Source organism: Pseudomonas sp. SDO55104_S430 (assembly GCF_054070595.1).
The window spans coordinates 31697-47160 of the sequence record NZ_JBSVXG010000023.1 but is presented as its reverse complement, the minus strand read 5'-3'; the positions used below and the strand labels follow the sequence as shown (position 1 = coordinate 47160).

The window sequence follows — 15464 nt, the reverse complement described above, 5'->3', positions numbered from 1 at the left end:
GTGTCGCCTGACACACCGCCTTCGCGAGCAAGCCCGCTCCCACAGGGTTTGTGTTCAATTGACCAGGCTCTGCAATAGGCGAGGAGTTTTAGGCGGTGCGGTCTCGCTCTCCTCCGGCACATCCCCCCCCGCCCCCAACCCGCCACCCAACGCCGTCACCAGTTCCGCATGGGCGCTCAACCGCGCCGCCTGCACCTGCTGCTGGACCTGCTGCTGTTTGAACAGCAACGTCTGCGCATTGAGCACGTTGAGGTAATCGGTGAGTCCGCGCTGGTAGGCGATCATCGCGATGTCGTAAGTCTTCTGCGCCGTGGCCACCGACTCGGCGGCGAAGGCCTGCTGCTTGTCCATCGATTCGCGGCGGATCAACTGATCGGAGATGTTCTTCAGCGCATTGACCAGGGTCTGGTTGTACCTGGCCACCGCCATGTCGTACCCCGCCGAAGCCTCACCCAGTTCGGCGCGCAGACGGCCACCGTCGAAAATCGGCAGGGAAATCGCCGGGCCCACGCTGTAGTTGAGCTTCTTCCCGGTCAGGAACTCCAGCGCCCCACCGCCGGTGGCCATGTAGCCCAGGCTGCCGACCAGATCGACGTTGGGGTAGAAGCCGGCGTGGGCCACATCGATGCCACGGGCCTGCGCCGCCACTTCCCAGCGACTGGCAACCACGTCCGGGCGTTGACCGAGCAGTTGCGCGGGCAACGCCGAGGGCAATTTCAGCGCGGCACCCAACGACATCGTCGGACGCTGCAACTGCGCGCCCTCGCCAGGCCCCTTGCCCGCCAGTGCGGCCAGCTGATTGCGGCTCAGGGCGATCTTTTCGTCCAGCGCATCGATCTGCCGATGGGTTTCCGGCAGCGGCGTCTGCGCCTGGCTGACTTCGAAATGGGTGCCGATACCGCCGTTCAGACGCTTTTGCGCCAGATCGAGAATCTGCTGTTGCTGATGCAGGGTCGCTTCGACTATGTCCCGCTGCGCGTAGTGCAACGACAACTCGATGTAGACCCGCACGATGTTGTTCTGCAATTCGAGCTGGGCCTGACGCGCTTCGGCGACGGTCATATGGGCGATGTCCACCGCGCGCTCGGTGTTGTTGCTCTCGCGACCCCACAGGTCCATGGCGTAGCTGAAGCCCAGCGCGGCGTTGTTGTCCCAGGTGGTGGTGTTGGCCAGATCGCCCGGGCCGTAGAACGGGTCGGTGGGCCAGTTGTGCCGCTTGAGGGTGGACTCGCCATTGATCTGCAGCGATTCGGCGGACTCGGCGACACCGGCCATCGCCTTGGCCTGACGCACCCGCGCCGCGGCCATGGCCATGGTCGGACTACCTTGTACGGCAAGGTCGATCCAGCGATTCAATTGCGGATCGCCGTAGGCCTGCCACCATTGGGCGGTGGGCCAGTGCGCATCCTGGGCGGCGCTCTGGATGGCTTCGTCGGTGGCCAGTGAGTTGGCCTCCAGCGCCTTGCCCTGCGGGGCAATACCTCCGGTTCCGATGCAGCCGCTGATTGCCAGGGTTAAAGCCAAAACACTGAGCGACTCGAGCGCTCTGCTGATGCGACGCGGCACTGCTGAAGATTCCTGAGATTTGGAAAAATCCTGTAGGAGCGAGGCTTGCCCGCGAAGACGGTCTGTCAGGCGATAAAGATGCTGACCGCAAGACCGCCTTCGCGGGCAAGCCACGCTCCTACGTGGAGCTGCCGAAATTCTATGGGCAGCCGTTTCAATCGATAAGCTGGGATTCCTGTGATTCTTTGTTACCGTTAACGAGATAATCCCTAAGTCGGGGGTCTCAGCCCCTGAAACTTCGTGTCACAATTTGCCATCGAACCCGAGAGCACCCCATGGACACATTGCAAAACATGCGCGCCTTCAGTTACGTGGCCGAGGCCGGCAGTTTCACCGCCGCCGCCGTGCAACTGGACACCACCACCGCCAACGTCTCGCGCGCGGTCTCCAACCTGGAAGCCCACCTGCAAACCCGCCTGCTCAACCGAACCACCCGACGCATCGCCCTGACCGAAGCCGGCAAGCGCTACCTGCTGCGCTGCGAACAGATCCTGGCCTACGTCGAAGAGGCCGAAGCCGAAGCCAGCGACGCCCACGCCCGCCCGGCCGGACAACTGAAAGTGCACACCATGACCGGTATCGGCCAGCACTTCGTCATCGACGCCATCGCCCGCTACCGCAAGACCCACCCGGACGTGACCTTCGACCTGACCCTGGCCAACCGCGTCCCGGACCTGCTCGACGAGGGCTACGACGTATCCATCGTCCTCGCCAGCGAACTGCCGGACTCGGGTTTCGTGTCCCAGCGCCTGGGCATCACCTACAGCATCGTTTGCGCCTCCCCGGCCTACGTCAAAGCCAACGGCTGCGCGCAAAAACCCGCCGACCTGCTCAACCACTCCTGCCTGCGCCTGGTCAGCCCGGTCATCCCCCTGGAAAAATGGGCCTTCGACGGCCCGGACGGCCAGGAAATGGTCACCATCAACAGCTCCCCCTTCCTGGTGAACTCCGCCGACGCCATGAAAACCGCAATCACCAGCGGCATGGGCGTCGGCGTCTTGCCCCTCTACGCCGCCATCGAAGGCCTGCGCAACGGCTCGCTGGTACGCATGATGCCCAACTACCGCTCCCAGGAACTGAACCTCTACGCCATCTACCCGTCCCGGCAGTACCTGGATGCAAAGATCAAAACCTGGGTCGAATACCTGCGCGGATCCCTGCCGGAGTTGCTGGCGGCGCACCAGGCGGAACTGGCGGCGTATGAACTGAGCGGCAGCCTGGCCGGAGCCCGAGTCGCCACCTGATCCCTGTGGGAGCGAGCCCGCTCGCGATGGTCGTCAACGATGACGCTGGCTGCCTGAATGTTCGCGGTGTCTGTTCACTCATCGCGAGCAGGCTCGCTCCCACAATTTTGGGCTGGGTACATTCGTGCAATTGGGATGGTTGTCAGGCCGCCTTCGCTGGCAAGCCAGCTCCCACAGGTTCTGTGGCCATACACAAAACCTGTGAACGCCCCAAACACTGTAGGAGCCGAGCTTGCTCGCGATGGTGGTCAACGATGACACTGGCTGCCTGAATGCCCGCGGTGTGCGTGCATTCATCGCGAGCAGGCTCGCTCCCACAAATTGAGAGAAAACTGACAACGCCGTCAGTTAGCAGTCACCTTCCTGACCGCCAAACAGGTTTATAAAGGAACATACCAATCCTATAACCCTGCCCTGGCGCCTCTCCCGAATGCGAATCCAGCAAAAGCCCGTCCTGCTCGTCGCCCTTCTGATCCTCCTGGCAGCGCTGGGCCTGTGGTATGCCACCAAACCTGCCAAGACCAAACTCGCCGCGCCCAACGCCATCCCTGTGCGGGTGATCAACGTCGCCGAAAAAGACGTGCCCCGCTACGTCAGCGGCATCGGCTCGGTGCTGTCGCTGCACAGCGTCGTGGTCCGTCCGCAGATCGACGGCATCCTGACCAGAATCATGGTCAAGGAAGGCCAACTGGTGACCAAGGGCGACCTGCTGGCCACCATCGACGACCGCTCGATCCGCGCCAGCCTCGACCAGGCTAGGGCGCAGCTCGGCGAGAGCCAGGCGCAACTGCAAGTGGCCCTGGTCAACCTCAAGCGCTACAAACTGCTGAGCGTCGACGACGGCGTCTCGAAACAGACCTACGACCAGCAACAGGCACTGGTCAACCAGCTCAAGGCCACCGCCCAGGGCAACCAGGCCTCGATTGACGCTGCTCAGGTGCAACTGTCCTACACCCAGATTCGCTCCCCGGTCACCGGCCGCGTCGGGATTCGCACGGTGGACGAAGGCAACTTCCTGCGCATGACCGACACCCAGGGCCTGTTCACCGTCACCCAGATCGACCCGATCGCCGTGGAATTCTCCCTGCCGCAACAGATGCTGCCGACCCTGCAGGGCCTGATCAGCGACCCGCAACACGCCCCGGTCAAGGCCTACATCGGTGCCGATACCGACGGTGAAACCGGCAACCTGCTGGGCGAAGGCCACCTGACTCTTATCGACAACCAGATCAACGCCAACACCGGGACCATCCGCGCCAAGGCCGAATTCAACAACGCCTCGCAGAAGCTCTGGCCGGGCCTGCTGGTGACGGTAAAAATTCAGACAGCCCTCGACAAGGATGCGCTGGTGGTGCCGCCCACTGTCGTACAGCGCGGCCTGGATCAGCCGTTCGTCTACCGCGTCCAGGGCGACAAGGTGGAAACGGTCCCGGTGGAAATGGTCTACCAGACCAGCGGCCAGAACATCATCAAGGGCGTGAAGCCCGGTGACGTACTGGTCAGCGACGGCCAGTCGCGGCTCAAGCCCGGTTCCACCGTGCAAGTGCTGACCGAGCCCGCGCAAGTGGTGCAATCGGAGGCCGCGCAATGAAAGGCCACGGTTCGGTATCGGCCTGGTGCATCGACCACCCGGTAGCCACGGTGCTACTGACCTTCGCCCTGGTGCTGCTGGGCGTCATCGCCTTCCCGCGGCTGCCGGTGGCGCCCTTGCCCGAAGCGGAATTCCCGACCATCCAGGTGGCGGCGCAACTGCCCGGCGCCAGCCCGGAAACCATGGCATCTTCGGTAGCCACGCCTCTTGAAGTGCAGTTCAGCGCCATTCCCGGCGTGACCCAGATGACCTCGAGCAGCGCGCTTGGCTCGACCAACCTGACCCTGCAATTCACCCTCGACAAGAGCATCGACACCGCCGCCCAGGAAGTGCAGGCGGCGATCAACACCGCCGCCGGCAAGCTGCCCAAGGACATGCCGAACCTGCCGACCTGGCGCAAGGTCAACCCGGCCGACAGCCCGGTGCTGATCCTCAGCGTCAACTCGTCGCTGATGCCCGGCCCCGAACTCAGCGACTTGACCGAAACCCTGCTGTCCCGTCAGATCAGCCAGATCGACGGTGTAGGACAGGTCAACATCACCGGTCAGCAACGTCCGGCGATTCGCGTCCAGGTCTCGGCGGACAAACTGGCGGCCATCGGCCTGACCCTGGCCGATATCCGTCTGGCGATTCAGCAGACCAGCCTCAACCTGGCCAAGGGTGCGCTGTACGGCGAGTCGAGCATTTCCACCCTGTCCACCAACGACCAGTTGTTTCATCCCGAGGACTACAGCCAACTGATCGTGTCCTACAAGGACGGTGCACCGGTCCACCTCAAGGACGTGGCCAAGGTGGTCAACGGCTCGGAAGATGCCTACGTCCAGGCCTGGGCGGGTTCGCAGCCTGGGGTCAACCTGGTGATCTTCCGCCAGCCGGGGGCCAACATCGTCGAGACCGTGGACCGCATTCAGGCCGCACTGCCGGGCCTGGAAGCGATGCTGCCGGCCTCGGTGCAGGTCAAGACCCTGATCGACCGCACTCAGACCATCCGCGCCTCGCTGCATGAAGTGGAAATCACCCTGCTGATCGCCATCATGCTGGTGGTGGCGGTGATGGCGCTGTTCCTGCGCCAGCTGTCGGCGACGCTGATTGTGTCGGCGGTGCTCGGCGTTTCGCTGGTTGCCAGTTTCGCCCTGATGTACGTCATGGGGTTCAGCCTGAACAACCTGACCCTGGTGGCGATCGTGGTCGCCGTGGGCTTTGTGGTCGACGATGCAATTGTGGTGGTGGAGAACATTCACCGGCATCTGGAGGCCGGCGACGGCATGCGCGAGGCGGCGATCAAGGGCGCCGGGGAAATCGGCTTCACCGTGGTCTCGATCAGTTTCTCGCTGGTGGCGGCGTTCATTCCGCTGCTGTTCATGGGCGGCGTGGTCGGGCGGCTGTTCAAGGAGTTCGCCCTGACCGCGACCTCGACCATTCTGATTTCGGTGGTGGTGTCCCTGACCCTGGCGCCGACCCTGGCTGCGCTGTTCATGCGCGCCCCGGTGCACGATGCCCACGCTAAACCGGGCTTCGGCGAACGCCTGCTGGCCCTGTATGAGAAAGGTCTGCGCCGCGCGCTGGTGCATCAGAAACTGATGCTCGGCATATTCGGCCTGTCGGTAGCCCTGGCGGTTGGCGGATACATCTTCATTCCCAAAGGCTTCTTCCCGGTGCAGGACACCGGTTTCGTCCTCGGCACCACCGAAGCGGCCGCGGATATTTCCTACGGCGACATGGTGAAAAAACACCTGGCGATGGCCGAAATCGTCGCGGCCGACCCGGCGGTCCAGACGTTCTCGCACTCGGTCGGCGTCTCGGGCAGCAATCAGACCATCGCCAACGGCCGCTTCTGGATCGCCCTGAAAAAACGCGGCGATCGCGATGTGTCCGCCAGTCAGTTCATCGACCGGATTCGCCCGCAACTGATGAAAGTCCCCGGCATCGTCCTGTACCTGCGCGCCGGCCAGGACATCAACCTCAGCTCCGGCCCGAGCCGTGCCCAATACCAGTATGTGCTCAAGAGCAACGACGGCGCGGTGCTGAGCACCTGGACTCAGCGCCTGACGGAAAAACTGCGCGGCAACCCGGCGTTCCGCGATGTTTCCAACGACTTGCAACTGGGCGGCAGCATCACTCACATCAGCATCGACCGCAGCGCCGCGGCGCGCTTCGGCCTGACCGCCAGCGATGTCGACGAAGCGCTGTACGACGCCTTCGGCCAACGCCAGATCAACGAATTCCAGACCCAGGTCAACCAGTACAACGTGATTCTGGAACTGGACACCAAACAGCGCGGCAAGGCCGAAAGCCTCAACTACTTCTATTTGCGCTCGCCGCTGAGTGGCGAGATGGTGCCGCTGTCGGCGCTGGCTCGCTTCGATGCGCCCACCGTCGGCCCGCTGTCCATCGCCCACGACGGCATGTTCCCGGCCGCCAACCTGTCGTTCAACCTCGCCCCCGGCGTGGCGCTGGGCGATGCGGTGATCATGCTCGACCAGGCCAAGGCCGACATCGGCATGCCGGTGGCGATCAGCGGCAACTTCCAGGGCGCGGCCCAGGCGTTCCAGAGTTCGCTGGCCAGTCAGCCATGGCTGATCCTCGCGGCGCTGGTGGCGGTGTACATCATTCTCGGCGTGCTCTACGAGAGCTTCGTGCACCCGCTGACCATCATCTCGACCCTGCCGGCGGCGGGACTCGGTGCGGTGATCATGCTGTGGATTTGCGGCCAGGACTTTTCGATCATGGCGCTGATCGGCCTGGTGCTGCTGATCGGTATCGTCAAGAAGAACGGCATCCTGATGATCGACTTCGCCCTGGAGGCGCAGCGCAAGGGCGGCCTGTCTCCGGAGGACGCGATCTTCCAGGCCTGTCTCACGCGGTTCCGGCCGATCATCATGACCACCCTCGCCGCCCTGCTCGGCGCCCTGCCGCTGATGCTCGGCTACGGCACCGGCGCCGAGCTGCGCCAACCGCTTGGGATCGCGGTGGTCGGCGGCCTGTTGGTTAGCCAGGCGCTGACGCTGTTCACCACGCCGGTCATATACTTATGGCTCGAGCGGCTATTTCATCGGCCCAAAACCACGCCCGTACCGGCGCTGGCGACCACAGACTGAGGCGGGGTCATGCGTGTCCTGATTATCGAAGACGAAGAGAAAACCGCGGACTATCTGCACCGCGGCCTGACGGAACAGGGTTACACCGTGGACCTGGCCCGCGATGGCGTGGAAGGCCTGCACCTGGCGTTGGAAAGCGACTACGCGGTGATCGTCCTCGACGTGATGCTGCCCGGCCTCGATGGCTTCGGCGTACTGCGCGCGCTGCGTGCGCGCAAACAGACACCGGTGATCATGCTCACCGCCCGCGAGCGCGTCGAAGATCGCATCAAGGGCCTGCGTGACGGTGCCGACGATTACCTGGGCAAACCCTTTTCCTTCCTCGAACTGGTGGCCCGCCTGCAAGCGCTGACCCGTCGCAGTGGCGGCCACGAACCGGTACAGGTGAGCATCGCCGACCTGTGGATAGATCTGATCAGCCGCAAGGCCACCCGCGCCGGCACCCGCCTGGACCTCACCGCCAAGGAGTTCTCGCTGCTCAGCGTGCTGGCCCGGCGTCAGGGTGAAATCCTTTCGAAAACCGCCATCGCCGAGATGGTCTGGGACATCAATTTCGACAGCGACGCCAATGTCGTCGAAGTCGCGATCAAACGTCTGCGGGCCAAGCTCGACGGCCCCTTCGATGAAAAACTGCTGCACACGATCCGTGGCATGGGTTATGTGCTGGAGAGCCGTGGTGTCCAGTAACAGCATCGCCCTGCGCCTGAGCGGCATGTTCACCCTGGTGGCGCTGCTGGTGTTCCTGTTGATCGGCTGGGCGCTGTACCAGCAGGTCGACAAGGGCCTCGGCCTGCTGCCGGAAGCCGAACTGGATGCGCGTTACAGCGTGCTCGAATCCACGGTCGGCCGTTACGGCACGCCGGAGCATTGGGTGAAGATCAACAACAAGCTCAAGCTGCTCGGCGAAGAGGACAAGCGCATCAGTTTCTGGATCACCAGCGGCGATCCTCGCTACGAATACGGCAACCTCACGCCGCAGATCCGCGAGTTTGCCCAAGGCCCGCTGGGCATGCGCGACATGTCCCTGCCCGGCCAGCCCTACCCGCTCAAAGTGCTGGTCAGCCAGTTCCCGGCCAAGGATCAACGGCCACCGCTGCGCTTCATGATCGGCATCGATACCGAGACGTTTTTACACACCCAGCATCAGTTGCTGATCGCCTTGATCAGCCTGGCGATCGTCGGCGTGCTGCTGGCCTCGGCGCTGGGTTACTGGGTGGCGCGGATCGGCCTCAAGCCGTTGATCAAACTGTCCCAGGAAGCCCAACGCCTGGCGCCGCCGCTGCGCTCCGGACGCTTGCGACTGTCGCCGTTGCCGCCGGAATTGAATCAGTTCGTCAACTCGTTCAACGCCACTCTCGAGCGTGTCGAGCAGGCCTACTCGCGACTCGAATCCTTCAACGCCGACGTCGCCCATGAACTGCGTTCGCCGCTGACCAACCTGATCGGTCAGACCCAGGTGGCGCTGACCCGGGGGCGTTCGGCGGAGCATTATTTCGAGGTCCTGCAATCGAACCTCGAGGAGCTGGAGCGGCTGCGTTCGATCATCAATGACATGCTGTTTCTGGCCAGCGCGGACCAGGGCAGCAAGGCCACCAAACTCACCTCCACGTCCCTGGCCGATGAGGTGGCGACGACCCTCGAGTACCTGGATTTCATCCTCGAAGATGCCCAGGTTCAGGTGCAGGTCAGCGGCGATGCCCAGGTGGAAATCGAGATCGCCCATCTACGGCGGGCGCTGATCAACCTGCTGAACAATGCGGTGCAGCACACCGAGCCGGGCCAGGTGATTCAGGTGCAAATCCAGGCCGAGGAGCATCGGATCAGCATCGGCGTGGCCAACCCGGGTTCACCGATCTCCAACGAACACCTGTCACGGCTGTTCGAGCGTTTCTACCGGGTCGATGCCTCGCGCAGCAATAGCGGGCACAACCACGGCCTGGGGCTGGCGATCGTCAAGGCGATCGCGTTGATGCATGGCGGGGATGTGTTCGTGCGCAGTGACCACGGGATGAATACCTTCGGGATTCATTTGCCGGTTTGAGAAGGCTGCGATCTTTGCTTTTCACGTAACAGTCCTTTCATGAATCCGCTCTTTTTCCCATCGGCCGACATCCTTATCTTTGCTCGCACCAAACAGCACTTGCCAAGCAAGAAGGTTTTAAAGATGTCCAACAGTATGGGTATTGCCAGCGCTTTCGTTTTGTCCTCGTTGATCGCTTCTCCTTTCGTCATGGCTGAAGAGTCGCAAGCGTTCGTCGCCCAGAACGCCGCACGCGCCGCCGCTTACGAAGAGCACCAGACCGAGATGACGGCCAAGGCTCAGCAAGCCACTCAAGCCCCGCAAGCCTCCAGCTCCCAGTCTCGGGGCGAAGTCCTGAAGGACAGCTGATTCCCGCGCAACGCTCCAGTTTCCCCCGACATTTTCACGGCTCTTCCCGTGAAAATTGTCACCAGGGCCGCCCTCACCAGCGGCCTTTTTTTCGTTTGTTATTACAGTCATCGCAACGATTCGCGTTGCCCCATGGACGACGTATTACCTGTGGGAGCGTGGCTTGCCCGCGATGGTCGTTAACGATAACGCTGGAAACCTGATGCCCCGCGTTATCGTTGACCACCATCGCGAGCATGCTCGCTCCTACAGGGATCGGGGTATGGGACTACGCTTAATCAGTCATTCCCGCAGACTTCAGCCCCATGACCGTACGCCGTACCCCTCAACGTGCAAGCAGCGCCGGGCGGCCCGAGCTTCTGGTGATCCTCGGCAGCAGCCTGACCGTCATCGCGATTATCGCCATCGTCACCTTTCTGCTGATTCGCGAACGCGCCAACGCTCACCAGACCGCCACGCGCAGTGCGACCACCATCGCGCAACTGATCGACGCCGATGTGCTGCGCACGGTCGAGCTCTATGACCTGACCCTGCAAGGCCTGATCGCCGCCGCGCACAGGGATGATCTGAAGCAGGTGTCGGCGCAGGTTCGCCAACTGGTGCTGTTCGACCGCTCCGCCACGGCGCGCTTCAAAAGCGACATCCTGTTGCTCGACAAGCATGGAGAGGTGCTCGCCGACTCCTCATTGATCGAGCCCAAGCCGGGCAACTTCGCCGACAGGGAATACTTCCTCGCCCATGCCTTCAATCGTGACGTCGGCCTGTTCATCAGCCGCCCGTACAAGACCCGCTGCGACTGCGAGTTCAACGACGAATGGCAAATAAGTTTCAGCCGGCGCGTATCCTCGGCCAGCGGTGAGTTCCTGGGCGTCGCGGTGGCTTCGATGCGTCTGGAGTACTTCGAGCAGTTGTTCAACAGCCTGGACATCGGCACCGACAGCACCCTTACCATCATCAATGACGACGGCTTGCTGCTGGCACAGAAGCCTTTTCTGCAAGGCAGTTCAATCGGCAAGAGCTATGCCGGCCGGCCCAACGTCGTGCGTATGCTGCGGGAACGCAGCGGCAGCTTTGACAGTGTGTCGAGCGTTGACCAGCGGCAACGGCTGTATACCTTCAGCCGGGTCGGCAACTTGCCGCTGACGGTAATCGTCGCCCTGTCCGGCGATGAAGTGTTCGCAGCCTGGAAACGCACGGCGATTGTCATCAGCGGCGCCACCGGGGTTCTGTGTCTGGCGTTGTTGTGGCTGACCTTGCTGCTCTGCCGCGAACTGCGTCTGCGCCACTGCATCGAGAAGGAGCTTGAACAACTGGCCGCCACCGATGCCCTGACCGGCGTGGCCAACCGTCGGACCCTCGATCAGACGCTGCGCCATGAATGGTTCCGCGCACAGCGCTCCGGCAAACCAATGTCGGTGCTGATGATCGATGCCGACCACTTCAAGGCCTTCAACGACCGTCACGGTCATCCGGCAGGCGATGAAGCCTTGCGCTCGCTGGCCGAAGTCATCAGCGCCAACGTCCACCGCCCGACCGACCTGGTGGCCCGCTATGGGGGCGAGGAGTTTTCGGTGATCCTGGCGGAAACCGACAACTACGGCGCCCGGCAGATCGCCGAGCGCATTCGAGAACAGGTCGAAGAATTGCCGGTGGTAGCCGGTGATGAACGGCCCATGACAGTGAGCATCGGCATCAGTACCTGGACCACCGCCAGTGATATCAGTCTTGAGCAGCTGCTGTTTGCAGCGGACAAGGCGCTGTATCAGGCCAAGGATGGGGGGCGTAATCAGGTGGTCAGTGCGTACCCTCTGTAGGAGCGAGCATGCTCGCGATGGTCGCCAACGATAACGCGGGAAACCTGATGCCCCGCGGTGTTCCGTCCTCCATCGCGAGCATGCTCGCTCCTACAGGGGGTCGAGACCAAATTTCGGAAATAAAAAAAGGCCACCCGAAGGCAGCCTTTAAAAAACTAGAGAGGTTTTTTACTTACACGGCCGCAACAGGACGCATGTAAGAGATCGGTGCAGTGCTGGCGTCTTCAAACGTCACGACTTCCCAGGCATCTGTCTGCTCAATCAACTTGCGCAGCAGCTGGTTGTTCAGTGCGTGGCCGGACTTGAAGCCCTTGAACTCACCAATCAGGCTGTTGCCCAGCAGGTAGAGGTCACCAATTGCATCGAGAATCTTGTGCTTCACGAATTCGTCTTCATAGCGAAGGCCGTCTTCGTTCAGTACGCCATCGGAATCAACCACGATCGCGTTTTCAACGCTGCCGCCGAGTGCGAGGTTGTGCTTGCGCAGGTACTCGATGTCACTCATGAAACCAAAGGTACGGGCGCGGCTGACTTCTTTTACGAACGAAGTGCTGGAAAAATCCACGCTTGCACTTTGTGTACGGTTACGGAAAACCGGGTGATCGAAATCGATCTCGAAGCTCACCTTGAACCCGTCGAAAGGGACGAAAGTGGCGCGCTTGTCGCCGTCTTCCACTGTCACTTCCCGCAGGATGCGGATGAACTTCTTGGCTGCGTCCTGTTCTTCCAGGCCAGCCGACTGAATCAGAAATACGAAGGGTCCAGCGCTACCATCCATGATCGGGACTTCGGACGCGGAGAGCTCGACGTAGGCGTTATCGATGCCCAGGCCAGCCATGGCCGAGAGCAAGTGCTCCACCGTGTCCACTTTCACGTCACCGTTGACCAGCGTCGTCGACATGGTTGTCTCGCCGACGTTGGCTGCACGAGCCGGGATCTCGACCACAGGATCGAGGTCGGCACGGCGAAAGACGATTCCGGTGTCGATCGGTGCAGGCTTGAGGGTCAGGTAAACCTTTTCCCCGGAGTGCAGGCCTACACCTGTGGCACGGATAATATTTTTCAGTGTGCGTTGTTTAATCATGGCTTGGGCCGCTTCAGCGCAATTTGCGAACTGGTATCAACAAAGGCTGGCGATGATAGCAGACCACGCCTTTGCTGAACACCAATCACCTTCATAGCCCTGATACATTTCATCAATCGGCCTGACGACGCAGGAAAGCCGGGATGTCCAGGTAGTCCAGATCATCTTGCGGATTCAGCTTCGCGGCAGCCGCAGCACCGGCCTGAGCCTGGTTGCGCATGACGGTCGGACGGTCCAGGTCACGGTAGTTCACCGCTGGAGCTTCCTGACGAACAGGGGCCTGTTGTTGTGGCTGTGGAGCCATGGTGGTGTGAACGGTATTGTCGATCACCTTCATCGGCTTCTCGATTTTCGCGCCCAGACCGGTGGCAACCACGGTGACGTGCAGCTCGTCGCGCATGTCCGGATCGATAACGGTACCCACCTTGACCATGGCGTGCTCGGAAGCGAAGGCTTCGATGATGCTACCCACGTCGGAGTACTCACCCAGGGACAGGTCAGGACCGGCGGTGATGTTCACCAGGATGCCGCGTGCACCTTGCAGGTTCACGTCTTCGAGCAGCGGGTTGCGGATGGCCGCTTCAGTGGCTTCGCGAGCACGGTTCGGACCGCTTGCGCAGCCGGTACCCATCATCGCCATGCCCATTTCGCTCATCACGGTACGCACGTCGGCGAAGTCGACGTTGATCATGCCCGGACGCTTGATGATGTCGGAGATACCGCGAACGGCACCGGCCAGTACATCGTCAGCCTTGGCGAAAGCCGACAGCAGGCTTGCGTCTTTACCCAGGATGGTCAGCAGCTTCTCGTTGGGAATGGTGATCAACGAGTCGACGCTTTCGGACAGCAGACGAATGCCTTCGTCGGCCAGCTGCATACGCTTGCGGCCTTCGAACGGGAACGGACGGGTCACCACCGCAACGGTGAGAATGCCCATTTCCTTGGCCACTTCGGCGATGATCGGCGCAGCACCGGTACCGGTACCGCCGCCCATGCCAGTGGTGATGAACACCATGTTGGTGCCCTGCAGGACCTCGGCGATGCGCTCACGATCTTCGAGAGCGGCCTGACGACCCACTTCAGGGTTGGCGCCGGCGCCCAGACCTTTGGTCACGCCGGTACCCAGTTGCAGGATGGTCCGCGCGCTGATGCTCTTCAGCGCCTGGGCATCAGTGTTGGCGCAGATGAATTCGACGCCTTCAATGTTGCTCTTGACCATGTGATTCACGGCGTTGCCGCCGCCACCGCCTACACCGATAACTTTAATGACCGGGCTTGCGGGGATGTTGTCTACGAGTTCGAACATTTTCCCTCTCCTTTACGTTCTCTAGTTTTTTTCGCCTACTGCTTTTACTGCCTGTCACTTCTACCGCTCTTTCTCGCCGCTTGAAGCTCGCGGCTCGAAGCTGCTTTAAAAGTTGCCCTGTACCCAACTCTTGATGCGATCGAGCAAGGCGCCTTTCGGCTCTTCGTTGCTGTAGCTGTCGCGGCTGCCGATACCCGAGAACGAAATGCCATCGGATTGTTTCTGCAGGCCGTACATCAACAGGCCAACGCCAGTGGAATAAATCGGGTTGCGCACCACGTCATCCAGACCGTTCACGCCATGCGGCACGCCCAGGCGTACCGGCATGTGGAAGATTTCCTCGGCCAGTTCAGTGGCGCCTTCCATCTTCGCGGTACCGCCGGTCAGCACGATGCCGGCCGGGATCAGGTCTTCGTAGCCGCTGCGACGCAGTTCGGCCTGGATCAGCGTGAACAGCTCGTCGTAACGCGGCTCGACCACTTCGGCCAGGGCCTGACGGGACAGCTCGCGTGGAGGACGGTCGCCAACGCTTGGCACTTTGATGGTTTCACCGGCACCAGCCAGCTTGGCCAGGGCGCAGGCATAGCGAATCTTGATTTCTTCGGCGTACTGGGTCGGGGTGCGCAACGCCATGGCGATGTCGTTGGTCACCTGATCGCCGGCGATCGGGATCACTGCGGTGTGACGGATCGCACCTTCGGTGAAGATCGCGATGTCGGTGGTGCCGCCGCCGATGTCCACCAGGCAAACGCCCAGCTCTTTTTCGTCGTCGGTCAGTACCGAGTACGCGGACGCCAGTTGCTCGAGAATGATGTCGTCGATTTCCAGGCCGCAGCGGCGCACGCATTTTTCAATGTTCTGTGCTGCGTTGACGGCGCAGGTGACCACGTGAACCTTGGCTTCCAGACGCACGCCGGACATGCCCAGAGGTTCGCGAACGCCTTCCTGGTTATCGATCACATAGTCTTGCGGCAGGGTGTGCAGGACGCGCTGGTCAGCGGGAATCGCCACGGCCTGGGCGGCGTCCAGAACGCGCTCCAGGTCGGCGGAGCTGACTTCGCGATCACGGATCGCCACGATGCCGTGGGAGTTCAGGCTGCGGATGTGATTGCCGGCCACGCCAACGAAGGCCGAGTGGATGCGGCAGCCAGCCATCAGCTGCGCTTCTTCGATAGCGCGCTGGATCGACTGCACGGTGGACTCGATGTTCACCACCACGCCCTTCTTCAGGCCACGGGAGGGGTGAGTACCGATTCCGACGATATTCAGCGTGCCGTTGTCCTCGACCTCGCCTACCAGCGCCACCACCTTGGAGGTGCCGATATCGAGACCGACGATCATTTTGCCGCTTTGCACGTTTGCCATGGGTCCT

Annotated in this window: 11 protein-coding genes; 7 read left to right on the top strand and 4 right to left on the bottom strand. The window is 61.8% G+C overall.

From position 1 onward, the window contains the following. Positions 1–54: 54 nt before the first annotated feature. Positions 55–1566 carry an efflux transporter outer membrane subunit gene (locus tag ACW9JE_RS07190; protein ID WP_457432333.1) on the bottom strand — a complete coding sequence of 504 codons (1512 nt, stop codon included), beginning with the start codon at positions 1564–1566 and terminating at the stop codon, positions 55–57. A 275-nt stretch (positions 1567–1841) separates the two neighbouring features. Here ACW9JE_RS07190 and ACW9JE_RS07185 point away from each other — a divergent pair, with 275 nt between their 5' ends. From ACW9JE_RS07185 to ACW9JE_RS07155, 7 genes are all read left to right on the top strand, one after another. Continuing rightward, positions 1842–2810, top strand: a complete 969-nt coding sequence (locus ACW9JE_RS07185; protein WP_175377941.1) for a LysR family transcriptional regulator — start codon at positions 1842–1844, stop codon at positions 2808–2810. Positions 2811–3240: 430 nt separating this feature from the next. Then, positions 3241–4401 carry an efflux RND transporter periplasmic adaptor subunit gene (locus ACW9JE_RS07180; protein WP_175377818.1) on the top strand — a complete coding sequence of 387 codons (1161 nt, stop codon included), beginning with the start codon at positions 3241–3243 and terminating at the stop codon, positions 4399–4401. Further along, a complete protein-coding gene (locus ACW9JE_RS07175) occupies positions 4398–7499 on the top strand; it encodes a multidrug efflux RND transporter permease subunit (protein ID WP_224533518.1) in 3102 nt (1033 codons plus the stop codon). The genes ACW9JE_RS07180 and ACW9JE_RS07175 overlap by 4 nt, the downstream gene beginning before the upstream one ends. 9 nt (positions 7500–7508) lie before the next feature. After that, a complete protein-coding gene (locus tag ACW9JE_RS07170) occupies positions 7509–8186 on the top strand; it encodes a heavy metal response regulator transcription factor (protein WP_007916978.1) in 678 nt (225 codons plus the stop codon). Continuing rightward, positions 8176–9540, top strand: a complete 1365-nt coding sequence (locus tag ACW9JE_RS07165) for a heavy metal sensor histidine kinase (RefSeq protein ID WP_457432332.1) — start codon at positions 8176–8178, stop codon at positions 9538–9540. The genes ACW9JE_RS07170 and ACW9JE_RS07165 overlap by 11 nt, the downstream gene beginning before the upstream one ends. 123 nt (positions 9541–9663) lie before the next feature. Then, positions 9664–9888: a hypothetical protein gene (locus ACW9JE_RS07160; protein WP_224533520.1), complete on the top strand. Its 225-nt coding sequence runs from the start codon at positions 9664–9666 to the stop codon at positions 9886–9888. A 305-nt stretch (positions 9889–10193) separates the two neighbouring features. Beyond that, positions 10194–11702 carry a diguanylate cyclase gene (locus ACW9JE_RS07155; protein ID WP_457432331.1) on the top strand — a complete coding sequence of 503 codons (1509 nt, stop codon included), beginning with the start codon at positions 10194–10196 and terminating at the stop codon, positions 11700–11702. Positions 11703–11874: 172 nt separating this feature from the next. Here the strand turns inward: ACW9JE_RS07155 and lpxC are convergent, their stop codons facing one another. From lpxC to ftsA, 3 genes are all read right to left on the bottom strand, one after another. Then, entirely contained in the window at positions 11875–12786 is a 912-nt protein-coding gene (gene lpxC, locus ACW9JE_RS07150; protein WP_175377813.1) for a UDP-3-O-acyl-N-acetylglucosamine deacetylase, read from the bottom strand. Positions 12787–12898: 112 nt separating this feature from the next. Further along, positions 12899–14092, bottom strand: a complete 1194-nt coding sequence (ftsZ, locus tag ACW9JE_RS07145; protein WP_224533522.1) for a cell division protein FtsZ — start codon at positions 14090–14092, stop codon at positions 12899–12901. A gap of 105 nt (positions 14093–14197) precedes the next feature. After that, positions 14198–15457: a cell division protein FtsA gene (gene ftsA / locus ACW9JE_RS07140; RefSeq protein ID WP_224533523.1), complete on the bottom strand. Its 1260-nt coding sequence runs from the start codon at positions 15455–15457 to the stop codon at positions 14198–14200. Positions 15458–15464 lie beyond the last annotated feature (7 nt).